The 20,788-nt window shown below is 66.5% G+C and carries 19 protein-coding genes, 7 tRNA genes and 1 pseudogene; 13 read left to right on the top strand and 14 right to left on the bottom strand.

Annotation, left to right across the window (positions count from 1 at the left end):
• The first annotated feature begins 11 nt into the window (after positions 1–11).
• The 7 genes from CKW06_RS14605 (at position 12) to CKW06_RS14635 (ending at position 1,346) form a co-directional block, all read left to right on the top strand.
• Entirely contained in the window at positions 12–422 is a 411-nt protein-coding gene (locus tag CKW06_RS14605) for a heavy metal-responsive transcriptional regulator (protein ID WP_005410073.1), read from the top strand.
• Positions 423–511: 89 nt separating this feature from the next.
• A tRNA-Ala gene (locus CKW06_RS14610) sits at positions 512–587 on the top strand.
• Between the two features lie 54 nt (positions 588–641).
• Positions 642–717 (top strand) — tRNA-Glu (locus CKW06_RS14615).
• A 184-nt stretch (positions 718–901) separates the two neighbouring features.
• Positions 902–977 (top strand) — tRNA-Ala (locus CKW06_RS14620).
• A gap of 49 nt (positions 978–1,026) precedes the next feature.
• Positions 1,027–1,102: transfer RNA gene (locus CKW06_RS14625), tRNA-Glu, on the top strand.
• A gap of 45 nt (positions 1,103–1,147) precedes the next feature.
• Positions 1,148–1,223 (top strand) — tRNA-Ala (locus CKW06_RS14630).
• A gap of 47 nt (positions 1,224–1,270) precedes the next feature.
• A tRNA-Glu gene (locus CKW06_RS14635) sits at positions 1,271–1,346 on the top strand.
• A 164-nt stretch (positions 1,347–1,510) separates the two neighbouring features.
• Here CKW06_RS14635 and CKW06_RS14640 read toward each other — a convergent pair.
• Complete coding sequence (locus tag CKW06_RS14640) at positions 1,511–1,927, bottom strand: GNAT family N-acetyltransferase (RefSeq protein WP_024957819.1); 417 nt, start codon at positions 1,925–1,927, stop codon at positions 1,511–1,513.
• Between the two features lie 77 nt (positions 1,928–2,004).
• On the opposite strand from CKW06_RS14640, the gene CKW06_RS14645 reads away from it, so the two are divergent.
• Positions 2,005–2,961, top strand: a complete 957-nt coding sequence (locus tag CKW06_RS14645; protein ID WP_005410075.1) for an SOS response-associated peptidase family protein — start codon at positions 2,005–2,007, stop codon at positions 2,959–2,961.
• Between the two features lie 10 nt (positions 2,962–2,971).
• On the opposite strand, the gene CKW06_RS14650 is transcribed toward CKW06_RS14645, so the two are convergent.
• Positions 2,972–3,352 carry a response regulator gene (locus CKW06_RS14650; protein WP_005410076.1) on the bottom strand — a complete coding sequence of 127 codons (381 nt, stop codon included), beginning with the start codon at positions 3,350–3,352 and terminating at the stop codon, positions 2,972–2,974.
• Between the two features lie 132 nt (positions 3,353–3,484).
• Between CKW06_RS14650 and CKW06_RS14655 the strand changes: the two genes are divergently transcribed.
• A tRNA-Leu gene (locus CKW06_RS14655) sits at positions 3,485–3,570 on the top strand.
• A 200-nt stretch (positions 3,571–3,770) separates the two neighbouring features.
• Positions 3,771–5,205, top strand: a pseudogene (locus CKW06_RS14660) (GGDEF domain-containing protein).
• Here CKW06_RS14660 and CKW06_RS14665 read toward each other — a convergent pair.
• Together CKW06_RS14665 and CKW06_RS14670 are read right to left on the bottom strand one after the other, a co-directional pair.
• On the bottom strand, positions 5,202–7,028 hold the full coding sequence (locus CKW06_RS14665) for a methyl-accepting chemotaxis protein (RefSeq protein WP_024957818.1): 1,827 nt from the start codon (positions 7,026–7,028) through the stop codon (positions 5,202–5,204). The pseudogene CKW06_RS14660 and the gene CKW06_RS14665 overlap by 4 nt on opposite strands.
• Positions 7,029–7,282: 254 nt before the next feature.
• Complete coding sequence (locus CKW06_RS14670; RefSeq protein ID WP_321573242.1) at positions 7,283–7,588, bottom strand: GNAT family N-acetyltransferase; 306 nt, start codon at positions 7,586–7,588, stop codon at positions 7,283–7,285.
• A 228-nt stretch (positions 7,589–7,816) separates the two neighbouring features.
• On the opposite strand from CKW06_RS14670, the gene CKW06_RS14675 reads away from it, so the two are divergent.
• Positions 7,817–8,905, top strand: a complete 1,089-nt coding sequence (locus CKW06_RS14675) for a DUF5694 domain-containing protein (protein ID WP_024957816.1) — start codon at positions 7,817–7,819, stop codon at positions 8,903–8,905.
• A 61-nt stretch (positions 8,906–8,966) separates the two neighbouring features.
• Entirely contained in the window at positions 8,967–9,257 is a 291-nt protein-coding gene (locus CKW06_RS14680; RefSeq protein WP_024957815.1) for a putative quinol monooxygenase, read from the top strand.
• Here CKW06_RS14680 and CKW06_RS23740 read toward each other — a convergent pair.
• The 10 genes from CKW06_RS23740 to CKW06_RS14725 form a co-directional block, all read right to left on the bottom strand.
• The gene (locus CKW06_RS23740) at positions 9,199–9,501 is read right to left on the bottom strand and encodes a hypothetical protein (protein WP_012480609.1); all 303 of its coding nucleotides are present in this window, start codon (positions 9,499–9,501) and stop codon (positions 9,199–9,201) included. The genes CKW06_RS14680 and CKW06_RS23740 overlap by 59 nt on opposite strands.
• A 62-nt stretch (positions 9,502–9,563) precedes the next feature.
• On the bottom strand, positions 9,564–11,753 hold the full coding sequence (locus CKW06_RS14685; protein WP_012480610.1) for a PAS domain S-box protein: 2,190 nt from the start codon (positions 11,751–11,753) through the stop codon (positions 9,564–9,566).
• 208 nt (positions 11,754–11,961) lie between these two features.
• Positions 11,962–14,349, bottom strand: a complete 2,388-nt coding sequence (locus tag CKW06_RS14690) for a Tex family protein (protein WP_024957814.1) — start codon at positions 14,347–14,349, stop codon at positions 11,962–11,964.
• A gap of 207 nt (positions 14,350–14,556) precedes the next feature.
• Positions 14,557–14,772, bottom strand: a complete 216-nt coding sequence (locus tag CKW06_RS14695) for a hypothetical protein (RefSeq protein ID WP_005410085.1) — start codon at positions 14,770–14,772, stop codon at positions 14,557–14,559.
• A 731-nt stretch (positions 14,773–15,503) separates the two neighbouring features.
• Positions 15,504–15,956, bottom strand: coding sequence for a hypothetical protein (locus CKW06_RS14700; RefSeq protein ID WP_024958853.1), 453 nt, complete (start codon positions 15,954–15,956; stop codon positions 15,504–15,506).
• Entirely contained in the window at positions 15,953–16,156 is a 204-nt protein-coding gene (locus CKW06_RS14705) for a PspC domain-containing protein (protein WP_024958854.1), read from the bottom strand. Before CKW06_RS14705 ends, CKW06_RS14700 begins: the two co-directional genes overlap by 4 nt.
• 64 nt (positions 16,157–16,220) lie before the next feature.
• Positions 16,221–16,589 (bottom strand): YfeK family protein, encoded by a 369-nt coding sequence (locus tag CKW06_RS14710; RefSeq protein WP_024958666.1) that lies wholly within the window; start codon positions 16,587–16,589, stop codon positions 16,221–16,223.
• Between the two features lie 30 nt (positions 16,590–16,619).
• Positions 16,620–17,687, bottom strand: coding sequence for a class III poly(R)-hydroxyalkanoic acid synthase subunit PhaC (gene phaC, locus CKW06_RS14715; RefSeq protein ID WP_024958667.1), 1,068 nt, complete (start codon positions 17,685–17,687; stop codon positions 16,620–16,622).
• Positions 17,684–18,748, bottom strand: coding sequence for a class III poly(R)-hydroxyalkanoic acid synthase subunit PhaE (gene phaE / locus CKW06_RS14720; RefSeq protein WP_024958668.1), 1,065 nt, complete (start codon positions 18,746–18,748; stop codon positions 17,684–17,686). The genes phaC and phaE overlap by 4 nt, the downstream gene beginning before the upstream one ends.
• 22 nt (positions 18,749–18,770) lie before the next feature.
• On the bottom strand, positions 18,771–19,385 hold the full coding sequence (locus CKW06_RS14725; RefSeq protein WP_005410091.1) for a CDP-alcohol phosphatidyltransferase family protein: 615 nt from the start codon (positions 19,383–19,385) through the stop codon (positions 18,771–18,773).
• Positions 19,386–19,728: 343 nt separating this feature from the next.
• On the opposite strand from CKW06_RS14725, the gene CKW06_RS14730 reads away from it, so the two are divergent.
• A complete protein-coding gene (locus tag CKW06_RS14730) occupies positions 19,729–20,379 on the top strand; it encodes a class I SAM-dependent methyltransferase (RefSeq protein ID WP_024958669.1) in 651 nt (216 codons plus the stop codon).
• Positions 20,380–20,788: the final 409 nt, after the last annotated feature.

The raw sequence follows: 20,788 nt of genomic DNA on the forward strand, positions 1-20,788 counted from the left end.
GGAGAGCTGCCATGAACATTGGACAACTGGCCCGTCAGGCGGGCGTGCCGATCGATACGGTCCGCTATTACGAACGGCAGCAGCTGCTGCCGACGGCGGCGCGCTCGGCCGGGGGTTACCGCATCTTCGGCGAGCCGGATCTGCGCCGGCTGCGCTTCATCCGCCGCGCCAAGGCACTGGGCTTCAGCCTGGAGGAAATCGGAGAACTGCTCGCGCTCAGTGATCACCACCAGCAGGACATGGGCAGCGTGCGTGACACCGCGCAGGCCCGCCTGCAGGACATCGCACAACGGATGGCCGAACTGCAGCGCATGCACATCGCGCTGTCGCAGCTGGTCGACGCCTGCCCCGGCCATGGCGCGCTGGACCAGTGCCCGATCCTGGCCGCTCTGACCGACGACACCACGGCCGCAGGCGACTGACATCGGCTTCGCAACACGCGTGAAGAAAAGTGCAACAAATGCTTGCCAACCCCCTGGGGCAAGGCTATTATTTCGCTCCTCAGCGACGTGGGGCCATAGCTCAGCTGGGAGAGCGCCTGCATGGCATGCAGGAGGTCAGCGGTTCGATCCCGCTTGGCTCCACCAATCTTTCGGCATTAGGCCGTCGAAAGGTCGCTAAAGAACATTGATGAGAATTGCGTCCCCATCGTCTAGAGGCCTAGGACATCACCCTTTCACGGTGGCGACCGGGGTTCGAATCCCCGTGGGGACGCCACTCATCACGAACAACGAGGACCCGGCCGATAACCGGGTCTTTTTTGTTCACCGCCTACCGGTATTCAGGGTGTGGCGTTGCGGTTCCCCTGCCCTCGTGGCTGCGGTTGAACCGGAACGAAAAAAGTTCAAAAAAGACTTCCACAAACGTGAACACGCAGGTATGATAGGCGGCTCGGTAACACGGGGCCATAGCTCAGCTGGGAGAGCGCCTGCATGGCATGCAGGAGGTCAGCGGTTCGATCCCGCTTGGCTCCACCACTTTCGACATTAGGCCGTCGAAGGTTCTACAACTTGAAGTTTTTCGTGCGTCCCCATCGTCTAGAGGCCTAGGACATCACCCTTTCACGGTGGCGACCGGGGTTCGAATCCCCGTGGGGACGCCAGTTTCAAAACGGACTCTGCTCCCGGCAGATCATCCGGAGTTTCATGGGGCCATAGCTCAGCTGGGAGAGCGCCTGCATGGCATGCAGGAGGTCAGCGGTTCGATCCCGCTTGGCTCCACCACTTCGACATTAGGCCGTCGAAGGATCTACAACTTGAAGTTTTCGTGCGTCCCCATCGTCTAGAGGCCTAGGACATCACCCTTTCACGGTGGCGACCGGGGTTCGAATCCCCGTGGGGACGCCAATTCTTGAAAACCCTGGCTTCGGCCGGGGTTTTTCTTTGCCTGAGATTCCCGGGAAAACCCTGTCCACGCATGGCGCGGATCTACTGCAGGCCGGGATGGATCCGGCGGCCGGTTGGCCCAGTAGATCCATGCCACGCATGGATGGCCTCAGCCTGAACACATCTCAGAACCGGCGATACATCCCGATCGATGCAGGTGCGGCGGGTGCGAAACCAAACTGCGCGTACAACCGGTGCGCTTCACCATCGGCCAGAAGGCTGACGTATGCAGACGGCGGCAGGTTCGCCTGCATCCAGCCATCCAGGCGACGCATCACTTCCTTGCCCAGGCCCTGCCCCTGCAGGCGCGGCAGCACGGCGATATCACAGACCTGCAGGTGGCACCCACCATCGCCGACGATGCGGCCCATCGCTACCAGCTCATTGCCCTGGTAGGCGCACACGCCATACAGGGTATTGGGCAGCGCGCGTGCCGCCGCCTCCTGGCTCTTGGCACTGAGGCCCGCCAGCACACGCAGCTGGCAATAGTCTTCGACCGTGGGGACAGCCTCGCGGAACTGGCAGCTGACGGAATCATTCATGCGGTATCTCCCTGTAGGTCGGGCTATCCTGCCGCATCCACGTCGCAACGACTGCGACCCAGGCCTGCAGAGTTCCCATGTGCTATTCCGCCCTGATCCGCGCTGACTACGCCAAGCTGGTCCGCGAGTTCGGTGCCATCCTGTCGCTGGAGGAGTTCGCCGAACTGTACGCGCACGATCCCGGCAAGAAGCGGCCGAAAACCCCCAAGGCCATGGACGACGGCTTTGCCGGCGCGCGCACCGAACAGGGTCGCGACATCGTTGCGAAGATCCAGCAGTGGCATGCGCAGGAACGCCAGAATCTCGAGGCGGAGCTGGCCCGCCAACGCGAGCGCCGCGATATCGCCCACGCGACGCTCGCCACCCGCCCGACCCAGAAGGCACGCAACGACCTGCGCGTGGCCGGCAACCGCATCGAGCGCGCCCAGGCCCGGCTTGAGGACCTGCACCGGGTACAACTACTGCCGCGCGACAACCGCATTTTTCCCGGCACCTACGCGCCGGTGATGGTCAGCGAGAGCGGCCGACGGGTGATCAAGCCGATGCGCTACCAATGCCGGCTGCCGGACAAGCCGGCACGCAACGACGTGCTCTACCCCGGCACCTACAACGCACGACGCGACAGCCTGGAAGGCTATTGGCGCGGCGCGTTCGGCCTTCGCCACGGCGTTGTCGTGGTGCAGGCGTTCTATGAGCACGTACCACGCCACGCGATCGCAGGGCGCGCGCTTGGCGCCAGTGAAAAGGAGCAGGATGTGGTGCTGGAGTTTCGCCCCGACCCGCCCCGCGACCTGCTTCTGGCCTGCCTCTGGGCGGAATGGGAGGGACCGGAAGGACGCCTGCTCTCATTCGCCACGATCACCGACACCCCGCCACGCGATGTCGCCGCGGCAGGTCACGATCGCGGCGTGATACCGATCCGCAGGGAGCATCTCGATGCGTGGCTCAACCCCGATCCGGACAACCTGGCCGGGCAGTACAGCATCCTAGACGACCGCGAGGACATCCGTTACCTGTACGAGGAGGCCGGCTGAAGCGCCGTTCTCACGCCGTTGCGCTGGAACGGCCCACCGCACGGCTCAGCGCCCGGGTCAGGTCCGCCGACAGATACGGCTTGACCAGCAGTACTCCGGACAGCATAGACTCGGGCAGCTGCTCAGCCAGCATTCCGGTGGCAAGCACGAACGGTACGCCTCGCGCCGACAATGCTGCCGCCACCGGCTCGCTGGTCTCGTTGCGGGCCAGGCGATAGTCCAGCAGGGCCACATCGGGGACCGAGTCTTCCAGCACGCGCAATGCTTCAGCCACGCTCGCCGCCAACCCGACCACGGTCGCGCCGGCATGCACCAGCTGCATCTGCAGCAAGGCTGCGCTCATCTCGTCGTTCTCGACCACCAGCACCCTCAGGTCCTGCAACACTGTCATCGGCTATGGCTCCTGGAGGCATTCAAGCCGGCGCAGTATAGCCATCGCAGAGCCGATGCCGACAGGAAACGCCTCGATCTGCCTTGCCCCTATGAAAGCCCTGCCCTCCTCGGTTACACTCACACGCTGCCTGCCGGTGTGGCGGAATGGTATACGCAGCTGACTCAAAATCAGCCGGGGGTGACCCCATGAAGGTTCGAGTCCTTTCACCGGCACCACAGCATCAAAGGCCAGGTCCATGACCTGGCCTTTTGCTTTTCAGGCGATGCAGGCCCATATAGCCGCTCCGGTGTCACTGTGTTGACGCAAAACTGCGACCGCTGACAGGGTTGTCGCTAGACGTAGTGCACACTTTTCTTGCCAGCCTCACGTACATCTGCCTATCGTGATCCCGCCGGATCCGGGGGTGGGGGACTGCATGACGTTGCGTGCTGCACTGTTTTTTCTCGTCACGCACGCGCTCGTCATTGCCTTTGTCGGCCCGCAGGACCCGGTCGGCTCCTACCTGATGCTGATCACCGCGCCGCTGCTGGCTGCACTGGCCTGCGTACGGCGTGCACGTGTCAGCCAGGCGGCCTGCCAGTGGCGACTGCTCGGCGCGGCCGTCGGCCTGTTCTCTCTCGCGCTGCTGGCGCTGCTGTACCGCAATGTGGCCGGCCTCGCCCCTGCGCAGATGACCGCCTCAACACTGATCCTGTACGTGTTCTACCGGATCCCCCTGACCTACGTCGCTGCAAGCCCGGGCGGCGGGAACCGCTACATCCGTGCGGTGGACCTCGGGATCATTGCCCTGCTTTGGCTGCTGTACTACCTGCATGCGCGGGCCATGGCGCCGCTGAACACCGCCTTGTGGACGCAGTGCCTGAACACCATGAGCGGCGTGCAGAACAGCCTGGTGTTCTGCTTCGGACTGATCCGTTTCCTGGCCGAGGACGATCCGGACCGCCGCGATTTTTTCCGGACGCTGACGATCTACGCGCTGGGCTACTTCCTGCTGGCCTTCTACATCAATACCTATCAGCCGCAGGTGCCCGACGGCAATTGGGGCGACCTGCTGATCAGTGGACTGTTCGTGCTGCTGGCCATCCTGGCGGGCAGCCATCGTCGCTGCCCGGCAATGGAGGTATCCCGCAGCCTGCGGCGCATCGTCGATGCCGGCGTACCACTGATGCTGCCCTTGCTGCTGATGCTGGTGGCGCTTCTGGTCGCGCGCCTGCAGCCGACCCTGGCCACGGTCGGCTTCATCGGCTCCCTGCTCGGCTATGCGCTGCGCAGCGTGCTGAGCCAGGTCGAGATCCAGCGCCAGCGCGATGAACTGGAAACGCTGGCGCGGCGCGATCCGCTGACCGGACTGGGCAACCGGCGCAGCTTCGATGAGTCGCTGGATCGGGGCCCACCGCCGCGCGCGCCGCCAGGGCCAGGGCCTGGCGGTACTGATGATCGACATCGACCACTTCAAACGGCTGAACGACACCTACGGCCATCCGGAAGGTGATCGGCGCCTGCGTGCCGTCGCCGGCATCCTCGATGGCTGCCTGCAACGGGGCGACGATCTGCTGGCCCGCTATGGCGGCGAAGAGTTCATCGCCGCCCTGCCCTCGCCCGATGCCACCCACGCCCTGGGCCTGGGCGAACGGCTGCGCGCTTCGGTCGAAGCCGCAGCCCTGCCCGCCCCCGTTTCCAGCGTCACCATCAGCATCGGCGTGGCCTGGCAGGCACCCGGCGAAGACGGCGATCCGCGCGGCCTGGTCGAACGCGCCGACCAGGCCCTGTATCGCGCCAAGCATGCCGGTCGCAACTGCGTACGCGGCGACACCGAAACCAAGGAAGAACAGTCCGGTCGCCGCGCCTAGACCGCATGCAGCGCCGCCGCTCCGTGCCGGTGCCCGGCGCCGCCCTGCAAGCGGAAGCTGGCCACCGTCTGCAGCAGCTGCGCCGACTGCTCTTCCATGCTGCGTGCCGCCGCCGACGCCTCCTCGACCAGGGCCGCGTTCTGCTGGGTGCCCTGGTCGATCAGATCGACGGCCTGGTTCATCTGCTGGATGTCGTCGCTCTGCTGCTGCGAGGCAGTGCTGATTTCGGTCATCAGGTCGCTCACCCGGCGGACGTTGGTCACGATCTCGTCCATGGTGCGGCCCGCGCTCTCAACCTGCGCCGTACCGGCACCCACATTGGCAACCGACTCATCAATCAGGTGCTTGATCTCCTTCGCTGCGCTGGCCGAACGCTGCGACAGCTCGCGGATCTCGGTGGCAACCACGGCAAATCCACGGCCGTGTTCACCGGCACGCGCCGCCTCGACCGCTGCGTTCAGCGCGAGAATGTTGGTCTGGAAGGCGATGCCGTCGATCACCCCGATGATGTCGACGATGCGCCGCGACGAGGCATTGATCACCGCCATCGTCTCGACCACCTCATGCACCACACTGCCGCCGCGCGCAGCGACATCGGCGGCTCCACCGGCCAGCTGGCTCGCCTGGCGCGCGTTGGTGGCGGTGCGCTGCACGGTCTCGGCCAGGCCCTTCATCGACACCGCGGTTTCCTCGAGCGATGCCGCCTGCTGCTCGGTGCGCTGCGAGAGGTCGCTGTTGCCCTGTGCGATTTCAGTCGCGCCGACCGCGATGGTGTCCGCGGCGAACTTGATCTGGCCGATGATCGCGGCCATCGCCTCGACCAGCGAATTCACGCCTTCGCACAGTTCGGCGATCGAGCCATTCTTGTCGGCGGTGGACACGCGCTGGGTCAGATCGCCCTGCTTGGCCGCGGCCACCACCTCGCGGGTCTGCGCCACCGCGCGCTGCATGGCCTGGTTTTCATGCACCTGCGCGGTGATGTCGGTGGCGTACTTGACGACCTTGAACGGCTTGCCATTGAGGTCCAGGATCGGGTTGTAGGATGCCTGGATCCAGACCTCACGCCCGCCTTTGCCAAGGCGCCGATACTGGCCGGCGTCGTATTCGCCGCGCCCCAGTTTCTCCCAGAACTGGCGATAGTCGATGCTGCTGCGATGCTCGGGCTCGACAAACAACGAATGGTGCTGCCCGCGCACTTCGTCCAGGCTGTAGCCGGTGGCGGCCAGGAAATTGTCATTGGCCGACAGGATGCGGCCATCCATGCTGAACTCGATCACCGCCTGCGACTTGGTGATCGCGGCCAGTTGCCCCGCCGAGTCGGCCGCCTGCAGCTTCTGCGCGGTGATGTCGGTCGCGAACTTGACCACCTTGTACGGCCGCCCCTGGCGGTCCAGTACCGGGTTGTACGAGGCCTGGATCCAGATCTCGCGCTGGCCCTTGCCGAAGCGGCGGTACTGTCCGGCGTCGTATTCGCCGCGCCCCAAGCGCGCCCAGAAGTCGCGGTATTCGGCGCTGCGCGCCAGCTCGGGGTCGACGAACAGGGAATGATGCTTGCCCTGGATCTCCTCCAGCCGGTAGCCCATCGCGTGCAGGAAATTGTCATTGGCCTGCAGGATGGTGCCGTCGAGCGCGAACTCGATGACGGCTTGCACGCGATGCAGCGCGGCCACCTGCGCTTCCAGCTCGGTGCGCTCGGTCATCGCCTTCTCTGTGCTGGTGCGTTGCTGCGGCGCCAGTACGCCAAGCAGCGCACGCCACGGCGACCAACGGGTGTGCAGCTCGGCCGGCGCCTGCGCGCCTGCCGTGAAGCCTGGAATGAGCATTGTCTGATCCTCGGTGTCCGGTAAGCGGTTGTGACCCGACGGGCGGGATGCCCGGCGGCAACATCAGTTGCCAGGGACTACAGGTGCCAACGGCACCTCTCGAGCGACTGCCAAGAACGTCTGCTGCGGGTGCGATCGGCATCTGGGAGCGGCGGAACACACTGCGCGGACCGCCCATCGGGGGCAGCCTGGGGTCCTGCGGCGGGTGACTGGAGCGGGATCCAGAGGGAGTATCGGCGATGCCGTCAGCCGCTTTAGCGGGATTCCGCGACGTCCGTCGCAACTCCGTGCATTGCAGCCGGAATGCGGTAGACGATTGCCGTGTACTTCACGCCCTGCTCACGTGCTACAGGCGGTCCCCCGAGGGACTCAGCGAGGGAACGGCTGGACCGGTTCTGCTCGGCCACCGGATAGCGGAACGCAGCACAGCGCAGGCGCCCTGAGGCGGCCGACCACACCGCCGCCACGGCTTCGCGACCATAGCCGTGCCCATGCATCATTTCTGCGATCCAGATGCCCAGTTCGGGTTCTGCGTCACGGGCTCGATGCAGGCCTGCCAGGCCAAGGAATACACCGGGGCGTGAATGGCCGGAGGTGCAGCCGCGGACTGTCGATGGTCCAGTCGTCGGACGTCATGTTCTGCATTGCCTGAGCGCTGGGTACAGCATCGCTCAGCAGAAGGATGCAGCTCAAGGCAAAAAGGTTTACATGACCAATGCGGGATTCCGCGGCAGGAGAATATGACCAGCATGAAGGTCCCGCAGGATGCTCATCGACATGGAGATCGCATGTTCCCTCGCTTTGCCAGCCTTCTCTTCCTGGCCGTGTGCAGCAGCAGCGCGCTGGCCAACGACACCGCCTATCGACCGGCCTTCCACCCGGACCAGCTGAAGGGACCGCCCGCAGGGCGCCCGAACGAAGTGCTGGTGCTGGGCAGCCCGCACCTGTCCAGCCTGCCGGAGACCTTCACGCCGGCGATGCTGGAACCTCTGCTGCAGCGCCTGGAAGCCTGGCGGCCCACCGCGATCGCAGTGGAGAACCTGTCCGGCCTGCAGTGTGACTTCATGCGCCGCAATCCGGCCCGATACGCCGACAGCGTAGCGGACTACTGCGTCGATCCGGCACCGGCGCAGGCCGCCACCGGCCTGGACGTGCCCAGCGCCAACGTGGAGATGGAACGCCTGCTTGCGGATTGGCCGAAGGCGCCAACCGCTGCCCAGCGACGCCGATTGGCCGCAGTGTTCCTGGCTGCGGGCGAGAGCAGCTCGGCAGTCGTCCAATGGCTGCGGCTGCCCAGCGAAGAGCGACGTGCCTCGGACAGCCTGACACCGGAGCTGGTGCAGTTCCTCGACACGCGCATCGCACGCCGCAACGAGGCCGGCCTGGTGGCCGGCGTCCTCGCCGCGCGCCTGGGGCTGGAGCGGCTGTGGGCGGTCGACGACCACATTGCGGATTCGCCTACACCGGAATCGCAGCAGAAGGCCTACGCTGCCGCCATACGCGGTGCCTGGGACAATTCCTTCGCCAAAGCGCGCAGGGCGGCCGATGAACGACTGGAAGCCAATCTTGCTCAACCGGATGGGTTGCTCGCGATGTATCGCGCCTACAACGCACCCGAGGCCGCGATGCTGGCCTTCAACAGCGATTTCGGCGCGACGCTCGTCGAACCCTCGCCGGAAGGCTTCGGCCGCAACTACGTGGGCTACTGGGAAACCCGCAACCTGCGCATGGTCGCCAACATGCGCGACGTGCTCGGCCAGCACCCGGGCACCCGCATGCTGACCATCGTCGGTGCCTCGCACAAGGGCTACTACGAGGCCTACCTCAACCAGATGCACGATGTGCAGCTGGTCAGTGCGGACGCAGTATTGCGTTGACGGGATGGGTGCCGGCCACCCGCCGGCACTATCCTGCAGGGCCCCATCCAGAGGTGCCTGCATGCTCAAGGTCATCGCCGAAGACTTCATCCATCCCGATGCCGTGGACACCGTGCTTCCGCTGTACCGGGAACTGGTCGCGTGCACGCAGCGCGAGCCGCTCTGCCTCGGCTATGAACTGTTCGTGGACCAGAAGGATCCCGGGCACTTCATCTTCATCGAGCAATGGCCTGACCGCGCCGCCCTGGACATCCACTGCGCCAGCGAACATTTCCAGCGGCTGGTGCCGCAGATCAATGCCTTCCAGCGCGCGCCATGCCGGTTCCTGCTGATGGATGCTGCGCCTCTGTAGTGCCGGCATCAACGCGACGGTGATCCCGGCGCCTGTGCCGCCACAGCACCAGGCTGGCCGCCACCGTGCACGCCAGGGTGAGGGCCAGCAGCGCCACCACGCTCGCCTGCAGCACCGGCAACATTGCCTGGGCGAGACGGTCCTCACGCACCTCCTCCAGCCGGAGCCCGGCCGCCAGGGCCAGGCACCAGCCGACCAGGGCCGGGGCGAAGGCACGCACCGCCATCGGGTTGCAGACATTCATGGGATCACCTGTAAGAGAGGAGGTGCGCGGAGTATTTGCGCCCGCCCTCTCACAGGCTGAGATCAGCCCTCGACGACCTCGGAATCATCGCCCGGCAGCTCACTGGCCTCGCCCTGCACCTGCACGTTGTTGCGGCCCATCGCCTTGGCCCGGTAACACTGGGCATCGGCCGCGGCCACCGCCTGGTCCACGCTCATCCCTCCGGCCAGCGGCGCGATGCCGATGCTAGCCCCTACCCGCAACCGGTCCTGGTCCCACGGAATCGACAGCGACGCCAGGGTATGCAGCAGCTCGCCGCCAATGCGCGCTGCACGACGCGGCGTGCAACCGGACAGGATCACCGCGAACTCATCGCCGCCCAGCCGCGCCACCACATCCGAATCGCGCACCCCGTGACGCAGAACACTGGCCACTGCCCAGAGCACCGCATCGCCAGCCAGATGGCCCCAGGTATCGTTGATCGGCTTGAACCGGTCCAGATCGATGTACATCAGCGACGCGGCCTGGCCGGTACGTTCGACGCGGGTGATCGCCTGCTGCAGATGCACCTCGAAGCCACGGCGGTTGCTCAGTTCGGTCAGCGGATCGATCTCGGCCAGATGACGCGCCTCGCGCTGGCGGGCACGCTGCTGGGTATCGTCGCGCAGCACCCAGACCGCGCCTCGCACGTGGCCCTCGTCATCGCGCAACCAGGCGCGGGTCAGGTCCACCGGCACCGTGGCGGCACCCAGGCGCAGCAGCAGGTCGGCATGCAGGTCGACCGCATTGCTGTCCGGATCCAGCAGTACCGACACGTCCAGCACCGAACCCGGCGCGTATTCGGTGGTCAGCGCCAGCACATCCTGCACCTTGTGTCCGGCCAGCGACAACGCGCCATCGCCGGCCAACATGCGTACTGCAGCGGCATTGGCGTAATCGATACGGCCATCGAGGCTGACGCTCAGCACCAGGTCGGCCACGGCATCCAGGGTGATGCGGCTGCGCTGTTCGCTCTCGAACAGCCGCTGCTCGCTGCTGCGCTGGGCGGTGATGTCCTGGATCTGCGACACGAAATGCAACGGCTCGCCATGCTCGTTGCGCACCAGCGAGACCGACAATCGGGCCCAGATGACCTTGCCATCGCGATCGAGATAACGCTTTTCCAGGTGGTAGTGGCTGCGACGCCCGGCCAGCAGGTCCTGCACCAGGGCCAGGTCGGTCTGCAGGTCATCAGGATGGGTGAGACGCTGGAAATCCACCTGCAGCAGTTCTTCCCGCGGATAGCCGAGGATCCGGCACAGCGCATCGTTGACGTCCAGCCATCGCCCTTCCAGTGACACCAGCGCCATGCCCAGCGCAGCCGAGGTGAACGCACCGGCGAACTTCTCCGCGGACAAGCGCGCTTCGGCCCTCGCCTGCAGGATCTCGGTGATGTCGATGGCCATCCCGACATAGCCGATGCGTACACCGTCGGCACCGTCCATGCGGCTGATCGAGAGGCGTACCTGGCGTGGCTGGCCGTCCTTGCGCAGCAGCGTCCATTGCCGCGAATAGGTCTGGCCATCGGCACGCGCACTGAGTGCCTCGAACACATCTGGCAGTTGGCCATCGGCATCGGCCAGCGGTCGCAGCCAGGCATTCAGTTCCTGCGGATCGTGGAAGGCATCCAGCCGGCGCTGGCCGACCACATCCGCCGCGCTGTAGCCCAGCAGGCGTTGCGCGCCGGTGTTGAACAGGGTGATGGTGCCATCGATATCGGTGGCGATCACCGCCACCTCGTCGGAGGCATCGACCACGGCCTGCAGGCGTTGCCGTGTTTCGGCCGCATCCTGTCGGGCCTGCTGCAGCTCGGTCACGTCGGCATGCGCACCGGCCATCCACAATGGTTTGCCCTGCCCGTCCCATTCGAAGACGCGGCCACGGTCCTGGATCCATATCCACTGGCCATTCTTGTGGCGCATCCGCAGCAGGCACGCGTAGTTGTCGGTGCGCCCCTCGAAATGCTCGTCCAGTGCCGCGTCCGACAGCGCTATGTCATCGGGATGGACCAGCTTCAGGAAGGTCTTCTGGCAGACCGGCTCCAGCTCTTCCAGGCGGTAACCGACAATCTCGGCCCAGCGCGCGTTGACCCGCATCTCGCCGTTCTGCACGTTCCATTCCCAGGTGCCCGCGGCGGTGCCATCGATGATCATCGCCAGCCGCCGACGCTCTTCGGCCAGCGCCTGCAGGCGGCGCTCCAGCAACCCGTTGCCGTTGGTGCCCTGGCCCGCCATCACCGCTGCCCCCGGCCCGCGCAGGCAGGCAGCGGCCGCAGCGCGACGCTGCAGACCTCAACGAAGACGACGGGTCCTGCTGGCGTCATGGCCCTCCCCAGCGACAGCGGGGTGGCCGGACGCCTCCCCTCAAGCGCAAGTGTGCGCAATCACGGGGAAAATCGACAAGTCCCCCGCCACGAATCAAGCGTGACGGGGAACACGGTCCTCAACTACGCTTGGCGCGGGCGAAGGCCTCGGCCAGGGCGTTGTTGGCCGGGGGCGCGGACGCGGCGGGACGGCCACCATTGCCCTGGCCCCGGTTCGGCCCGCGGTTCTGGCCGCCTGCATCCCGGCGCGGACCCTGCCCATGGCCGCGCTCATCACGCTGGCCCGGGCGGCTGGTGGCCTGCCCGGGGGTATCGTCCAGGCGCCGGGTCAGGGCAATGCGCTTGCGCGCCACGTCCACCTCCAGCACCTTCACCTTGACGATATCGCCAGCCTTGACCACGTCACGCGGGTCCTTCACGAAGGTGTCGGACAGCGCCGAAATGTGGATCAGGCCGTCCTGGTGCACGCCGATATCGACGAAGGCACCGAAGGCCGCCACGTTGCTCACCACGCCTTCCAGCACCATGCCCTCGCGCAGGTCCTTGATGTCCTCCACGCCTTCGGCGAAGCGCGCAGCCTTGAACTCCGGACGCGGGTCGCGGCCCGGCTTCTCCAGTTCCTTCAGGATGTCGCGCACGGTCGGCAAGCCGAAGGTGTCATCGGTGAACTGCTCGGCCTTCAGGCCACGCAGGAAGCCGCCATCACCGATCAGCGCCTTGATCGGGCGTGCGGTGCTGGCCACGATGCGCTCGACCACCGGATAGGCTTCGGGGTGCACCGCCGAAGCATCCAGCGGCTGGTCGCCGTCGGCGATGCGCAGGAAGCCGGCGCACTGTTCGAAGGTCTTCTCGCCCAAGCGCGCGACCTTCAGCAGATCCTTGCGGCGCTTGAACGGGCCGTTCTCGTCACGATGGCGCACGATGTTCTCGGCCACCGTGGCCGACAGGCCGGACACCCGCGACAGCAACGCGGCCGATGCGGTGTTCACGTACACGCCCACAGCGTTCACGCAGTCCTCCACGCGCGCATCCAGCGCCCGTGCCAGCCGGTACTGGTCCACATCGTGCTGGTACTGGCCGACACCGATCGCCTTGGGTTCGATCTTGACCAGTTCGGCCAGCGGGTCCTGCAGGCGACGCGCGATCGACACCGCGCCACGCAGCGACACGTCCAGCCCCGGGAACTCCTTGGCCGCGAACTCGGAGGCCGAGTACACCGAGGCGCCCGCCTCGCTGACCACGACCTTCTGCAGCTTCGGGTTGGCGGCAGCCTTGATCGCTTCGCCGGCCAGCTTGTCGGTTTCGCGGCTGGCGGTGCCGTTGCCGATCGCGATCAGTTCAACGTTGTGCTTGGCGCACAGTTGCTTGATCGTCTGCACCGACTGGTCCCACTGGCGACGTGGCTCATGCGGGTAGATGGTGTCGGTGGCCACCAGCTTGCCTGTGGCATCGACCACGGCGATCTTGCAGCCGGTGCGGATGCCCGGGTCCAGCCCAAGCACGGTCTTCGGGCCCGCCGGTGCGGCCAGCAGCAGATCCTTCAGGTTGTCGCCGAACACCGCGATGGCCTCAGCCTCGGCCTTCTCGCGGGCCTGGTTGAACAGGTCCAGCAGCAGATGGGTGTGCAGCTTGGCGCGCCAGGTCAGGCGGCAGGCGTCCAGCAGCCAGCGATCGGCGGCGCGGCCCCGGTCGGCGATCCCGGCCCTGCGCGCCACGCGGCCTTCGGCGTACTGGTGGCCGGCCTCGGCATCGCTGCCCGGGTCCAGTTCCAGGAACAGGATCTCTTCGCGGCGCGCGCGGAACAGCGCCAGCAACCGGTGCGAAGGAATCTTCGCCAGAGATTCGGCATGTTCGAAATAGTCGCGGTACTTGGCGCCTTCGGTTTCCTTGCCCTCGGCCACGCGGGCACGGATCACGCCGGTCTCTCCCAGCCAGGTGCGCAGCTCGCCGACCAGCGCGGCGTCCTCGCCCCAGCGCTCCATCAGGATCGCGCGCGCACCTTCCAGCGCGGCCTTGGTGTCGGCCACGCCCTTGTCGGTGTTGACGAAGGCGGCCGCGAAGGCCTGCGGGTCCTGCGTGGGATCGGCTAGGAGGCCATCGGCCAGCGGCTCCAGACCGGCCTCGCGGGCGATCTGGGCGCGGGTACGGCGCTTGGGCTTGTACGGCATGTACAGGTCTTCCAGCCGGCTCTTGGTGTCGGCGGCCAGGATGTCGTTACGCAGCTCGTCGCTGAGCTTGCCCTGCTCGCCGATGCTGGCCAGCACCGCTGCGCGACGGTCTTCGAGCTCGCGCAGGTAGGTCAAGCGCACTTCCAGGTTGCGCAGCTGGGTGTCGTCCAGGCCCCCGGTCACTTCCTTGCGGTAGCGCGCGATGAACGGAACGCTGGCGCCCTCGTCGAGCAGGCAGACGGCGGCGCGCACCTGGGCGGACTGGGCACCGATCTCGTCGGCGATGGTCTGGGCGATCTGCTGGGCGAGCGCGCTCTGGGCGTTCTTGGCGTCGTGCATTGCTTCAGGTCTGTGCCGCGGTACGGGAAGATCCCATTCTGGCAATCCACGACGGAGCCGGACAAGGCATTGACAGGGGGCGAGGTTCAGCGGCGGGGCCGGAGTGGACGCCGGCATCCTGGCGGAGAGAGGACTCGGACTGGCCCTGGGCTGGGATGCCGGCGCGGGCGCGCGATGGTGGGCGCGCCCTGCCGCGTGTTGCGAAGGTCAGCGGTAGTGGCGGGCGGCGCGCTGCATGACGATCTCGTCACGCATGCCTTCCAGGGCCATCAGGCGGACCTTGCCGACACCCTGCAGTTCCATGAACCGCTCCGTGTAGAACTCCGGCCCCAGCGCGGTGTCGGCGCGGGATTTGCTGAAGCCGTAGGGCACCACGCCCTTCTCGCCATCCTTGCTACCACCGACATAAAGAACGATTGCCATGTGATGTATTCCTCCAAATTGCTACTGCGTACTGCACTCGATGAACGATGCTGCGAGCTCATCGAGGGAGAGCTTACCGCGTCGAACCTGACTGGAACGTCACGAAGTCTAATGACGATCGGTTGCATGCAGATGACTGCGGGATCGCAGCAGAATGCTTACGGATCTTTAACTTCCGGCTAACGAATCCGTGGGGGGATTCCCGCCAACGGCGCAGCCCCTCGTGGGTGGTTTGGTTGTTCGCGGAAAGCTGGTTTCCCGGGGGCTGGCCGGGAGGGTGGGTAGTGCGGGGACGCCGTGAACCCGTCCCTGAGGGCTTGGCCGCGGTATCCATGCCGCGGACACCCCGCCCCACCCACCCTCCCGGCCGCTGACAGGTTCCTGATGCCTGCCTCCCCCCACGGAAAAGAAAAAAGAAGATCAAAAGCAAAAACAGCTTGGCCGGCTGATTTGTTGCTTCCTGTAGAGCCAAGCCAAGCCATGCCCCGCTCGCGAGCAAGCGCAGCGCGCGACCCGCTTCTGCTGTTCTATTTCTTCTCCGTGGCTGGACGCGCACGGAAACTGTCAGGGGCCGGGTGGGGTGGGTTCGCGGGACCGTTGGCGCCATGGATGGCGCCATCGAGCCCCCAGGGACGGGTTCACGGCGTGTCCCGCGAACCCACCCCGCCCGGCCCAATCGCATGAAACGCATTCCGCGACCACCCACGAGGGGCTGCGCCGTTGGCTGGAAACTACGGCCACCAGCCACGCCCGAACCGGGCGAAATGATCGGCCGCCCGTTCGAACGGATTGCGCGCACTCACCCCGCCGCACAGCAGGTACACCGGCAGGTACAGCGGGCCCAGCACCATGTACTGGTACACGTGCGCCCGTTCGTGATCATCCAGCCGGATCAGCGGCTCCGCGCCCCACCCTGCCTGATGCGCATAGGTGCGGCAGGAAATGCCCAGGTCATGGCCGGTATGCAGGATCACGTTCCCCAGAGTGATCGCCCCGCCTGGCCCCCACGGCCAGCGGTCGAACACCAGCGCGCAGTCACGGCCGCTCCAGCGCAATGTCGCGCCGCCAAGCATGCCGGCCAGGCCGCCGATCACGCCGAGCAGGGAATTGGGTGACGTCCACACCGCGCCCAGCACCTGCAGCGCGCGCAGCCAGATCGGCCAGGGCATTGCTCCAGTCTTCAATCGGCCTCGTTGGGGATCAGGAGCCACAGGATCAGGTAGACCAGGATGCCAGGGAAGGCGGCGGAGGCCAGCGAAACCAACACGTAGATCAACCGCAGCAGGGTCGCATTCCAGCCGAAGCGATGGGCAATGCCGCCCATCACGCCGGCAATCATGCGGTCGTTCAATGAACGCGACAGCGTTTTGGGCGTGGTGTTCATGGCGGCAGCTCCGGGAAACGGACAAGGCAGTCGAACATGGCTCGACTCTACACCGCCCCCATGTCTACGGCGTGCGGTGGCGCAGGGCCTGCAGGCGTGCGCCGAACCAGGCGGCTGCGGTCTGTTCAGGCTGCCCCGGACACTGGATGCGGTAGGCTTTGCCACTCATGCTGCTCTGGCTGGCAGCGCGCTCGATGAACTGCTCGGCGCTGTCCACCATGCCCTTTTTCAGCAGGTAATCGTACTTGCGCTGCAGGTGCGCGCGCGCGTCGCTGCCGCCGTACCAGCTGCCATTGCGCTGGAAACGGCACTGGGAGCCGTCCAGGCTGGCGATCAGCTGGGCGATCTCCCGGCGTGCATCCGTACTGGGTGCGGCGTGGGCAAGTGGTGCTGTCAGCAGTGCCGCAAGAATCAACAAAATCCGGTACATCATCCCCCCAAGTCAGTCGAGCATGGCTCGACTCTACAGATCGCGCGCCTTCAACCAGCCATCGATCGTGGCCGGTACTTCGCGCTGCGCGCGGCCGGAAACGTAGATACCAATATGCCCACCACGGAAACTGGACTCGGTGTAGTCGTCCGTGCCCAAACGCCCGCGCATCGCGCGCGAGGCATCCGGCGGCACCAGATGGTCCTGCTCGGCATAGATGTTCAGCACCGGCAGCGTCACCTGCGACAGATCCACCGCTTCCTCGCCGATCCGCACCGTGCCGTTCACCAGCCCGTTGCCCTGGTAGAACTGCTTGATGAAATCGCGGAACGCCTCGCCCGCCAGGTCCGGTGAATCGAAGATCCACTTCTCCATGCGCAGGAAATCCTCCAGCGCGGCCTTGTCATCGAGGATGTCGAGCAGGCCGACGTACTTCTGCACGTTCAGGCGGAATGGCTTGAGCATCAGGTAACTGGCATTCATCAGGTCGGCCGGGATGTTGCCCAGCGTGTCGACCAGCAGGTCCACGTCCACCTGCCGCGCCCAATGCGAGAGCATGTTGTCAGCCGTCTGGAAGTCGACCGGGGTGACCATGGTGATCAGCTTGCCCAGCTTCTGCCGGCGCAGCGCGGCGTAGCAGAGTGCGAACACGCCGCCCTGGCAGATACCCAGCAGGTCCACCGGGCCACCACTGCGCGCACGCAGCGCATCGACCGCGCCGTCGATGTAGCGCAGCAGGTAGTCCTCCAGGGTCTGGAAGCGTTCGGACCGGTCCGGGTAGCCCCAGTCCAGCACGTACACGTCCTGGCCCAGCGCCAGCAGCTTCTGCACCAGCGAACGGTCGGCCTGCAGGTCGACCATGTACGGCCGGTTGACCAGCGCGTAGATGATCAGCAGCGGTGTGCGCCGGGTCGGTGCCTGTTCGCCGACGAAGCGGTACAGCACCACCTTGCCGTCACGCCAGACTTCCTCGCGCGCGGTCACGCCATAGTCCACGTCTTCCACCTGCGGCAGCAGCTTCAGCCCTTCCATCAGCGTGCGCTGCATGGCCAGGGTTTCCTGCATCAGGTCATCGGCGTTGAAGCCCAGCGGTCCTTTCATCGGTCACGCGCCCGAGTGGACGCGCGAGACGCAGCCTTCTTCGCAGACACCTTCTTTGCAGGCGCCTTCTTCGCCGGCGCGGCCTTCTTCGCGGCTTTGCGCGCGGCCGGCTTCACCTTCGCCGGTGCCGGCTGCGACACCGGATCGACCGCGGCGGTCCCCGCCAGCACCGCCACCTGTGCCTGCAGGCGGCGAAGGCTGCGCTCCAGTTCGGCAATACGGCGATGCGCGGCGTCCATCTCGCTGCGGGTCGGCAGGCCGATACGCTCACTCATCTGTTCCACCTCGCGCTGCAGGCCGGCGCGCAGGCGCATCTGCGCGTTGCCCAGCGAGGCGTACACCTGCTGGAACGGTTCGGACATGGCGACCTTGGCGTAGGCCTCCTCGGCCACTTCGATCCACAGGTCGAACATCGCGCGGGCGCTGGTCAACTGGCTGCCGGGCTGTTCGTGCTCGGCCAGACGCTGCTCGAACAACGCGAAGGCCTCGTCCAACGCCTGCCTGATCTGATCAACGTAGGCGCGCGAATGCTGCTGGTACTCCTCCTGCGCCCGCAGCAGCGCCTGCCAGCGCGCCTGGTGCTCGCGGCCGGGGCCGAATGCCGGGCTCTGCAGCCACGGGCCCGCCTGCAGCTGGAACTGCTGCAGCCATGCGGCGAATTCGGGCGCGGTGGCGCCGGCGTGGGTGCTGCCACGGGCGCCCTGCAGCATCCACTGCAGCATGCCATCGCCTTGCCCCTGCACTGCCTCGCGCCAGGCCTGGGCCACCTCGGCGCTGCTGGCATCGCGGCCGGCGAAACGCGCGGCCACTTCCTGCATGGTGCCGTACCAGCTGCCGGCCTGTTCGCGGAAACGGCGCACGGCATCTTCCGGCGCGCCCTGCCCTTGTTCGGGCAACAGCTGGCCCCACCAGTCGAACAGCCGTTGCCAGCTGCCGGGGTCGCCGCCGGCCGGTGCACCGGGCGTGCTCGCGTGGCGCAGCGCATCGCCCCAGGCACCGAAGTACTGCCGCGCCAGCGTTTCGAAATCGCTGCTGCCGGCGTCGTGGGCCGAGCTGGTCATCGCAGGCCTCCGCAGGGCTGGCTCATGGCTTGGGGATACGCAGGGTCTTGCTGATCATCAGCGACCCGGACAGGGCGAACAACAGCACCATCGGGTGCAGCTGCCACGGGCCGATCTGCCACTGGCCGAACCAGAGGTCCTGGCCGATGGCATCGGTACCGGCGGCAATCGCCAGTACGATCACCAGCACCAGGCTGGTCGGGATCGGGGTGCCCTCGAAATACGTGACCTTGCCCTCGTCACCGGCCAGCGCCTCGGCGGTGACGTTGTAGCGCGCCAGGCGGCTGACGCCGCAGCAGACGAAGTAGCTCAGCACCAGCCAGTCCCAGCCGCCCTGCATGCCGCAGGCATAGGCCAGCGCCGCCGGCGCCACGCCGAAGGAGATCACGTCCGACAGCGAGTCCAGCTCGCGGCCCAGGGTGGAACTGGACTTGCGCCAGCGCGCGATGCGCCCGTCGAGCGCGTCGAAGATGAAGGCCAGCGGGATCAGCGCCATGCCGAACAGCAGGTAGCCACGCTCGCCGTCCTGCAGGAAGCGCATCGCGGCAAAGACCGCACCGGTGCCGCAGAAAGCATTGGCCAGGGTGAACCAGTCGGCCAGCTGGAATTCGCGCAGCATCGAGAAGTGACGTTTCATGGGGTCTCACGGAGCATCAAGGCCCACAGGTTACCGCGAGCGCCGCCGCTGGCGACAGCACTGGCAGGACCCGCCTTCACCGCTCCCTCACCTGCCCTCACCAGCGGTGAATTTTTCGCCACCCATCTTGACAGCCTAGGGGGGTGGCGCCTGTCGCGGCTTATCCACAAAGTTGCCCACGCGTAATCCACACCCCCTGTGGACAACCAGATCTCACCGACTGCGACGCTGGACATTTCCTCATCACCCGGAAGCGGGGTTTCCCTACTTCCCAAGCCACAGGGTCGGCGCTATGGTCACCGGCGGACCCGCCGCCGCCACGTCCGAAACTCTGCAACGGACGATGATGATGCTGGATGCTCCCACCCTGGCCGCACAGCTGCGGCAGCCCCACGGCGAGGCCGCGCTGGCGGTGGCCGACTCGATGAACCACAGCAACGGCGCACTCAACCTGGCCGCAATCGGGCTGCTGGCCGTCGGTGCCGGCGAACGGGTCCTGGAGGTCGGCCCGGGCAATGCGGCCTTCGCGCCACTGATGCTGCAGGCCACCGGCAGCCACTATCTGGGCATCGAGCTGTCCACGGCCATGGTCGAGGCCGGCAACCAGCGGCTGGCCGACGCCGGGGTGGCCGAACGTGCGGCGATGCGACACGGCGACGCCCATGCACTGCCGGTCGCCGATGCCGCGATGGATGCCGCGCTGGCGGTCAACACCCTGTACTTCTGGCCGAACCTGGCCCCGGTGCTGGACGAACTGGCGCGGGTGCTGCGCCGGGGCGGCCGCCTGTGCCTGGCCTTCGGCGATGCCAGCTTCATGCGCAGCCTGCCATTCGCCGCCGACTTCCAGCTGCATGAGCTGGACACGGTGGAGCTGGCGCTGCGGGTATCGGGCTTCCGCGTCTCGGCCTGGCGCAGCCACCGGGAAACCGCGACCGGCAATGATGGCCAGGCGCGCGAAAAACACTTCCACCTGCTGCTGGCACAGCGGCACTGAAGTGGTAGCGCCGGCCGCTGGCCGGCTGCTCCGGCCATTGCGGATTGCCGGCCAGCGGCCGGCACTACCCGGCCTGCACCCGGCCGCCAGCGAGCAAAACAGAACACCTGCATCCGCGGCGGATGCGATCCGTCCGAGTGGTAGAGCCGGCCGCTGGCCGGCTGCTCCGGCCATTGCGGATTGCCGGCCAACGGCCGGCACTGCCCTGCCTGCACCCGGCCGCCAGCGAGCAAAACAGAACACCTGCATCCGCGCCGGATGCGATCCGTCCGAGTGGTAGCGCCGGCCGCTGGCCGGCTGCCCCGGCCATTGCGGATTGCCGGCCAGCGGCCGGCACTACCCGGCCTGCACTCGGCCGCCAACGAGCAAAACAGAACACCTGCATCCGCGCCGGATGCGATCCGACCGA

Origin of the sequence: Stenotrophomonas maltophilia (assembly GCF_900186865.1) — a bacterium.
Classification (GTDB): Bacteria; Pseudomonadota; Gammaproteobacteria; order Xanthomonadales; family Xanthomonadaceae; genus Stenotrophomonas; species Stenotrophomonas maltophilia.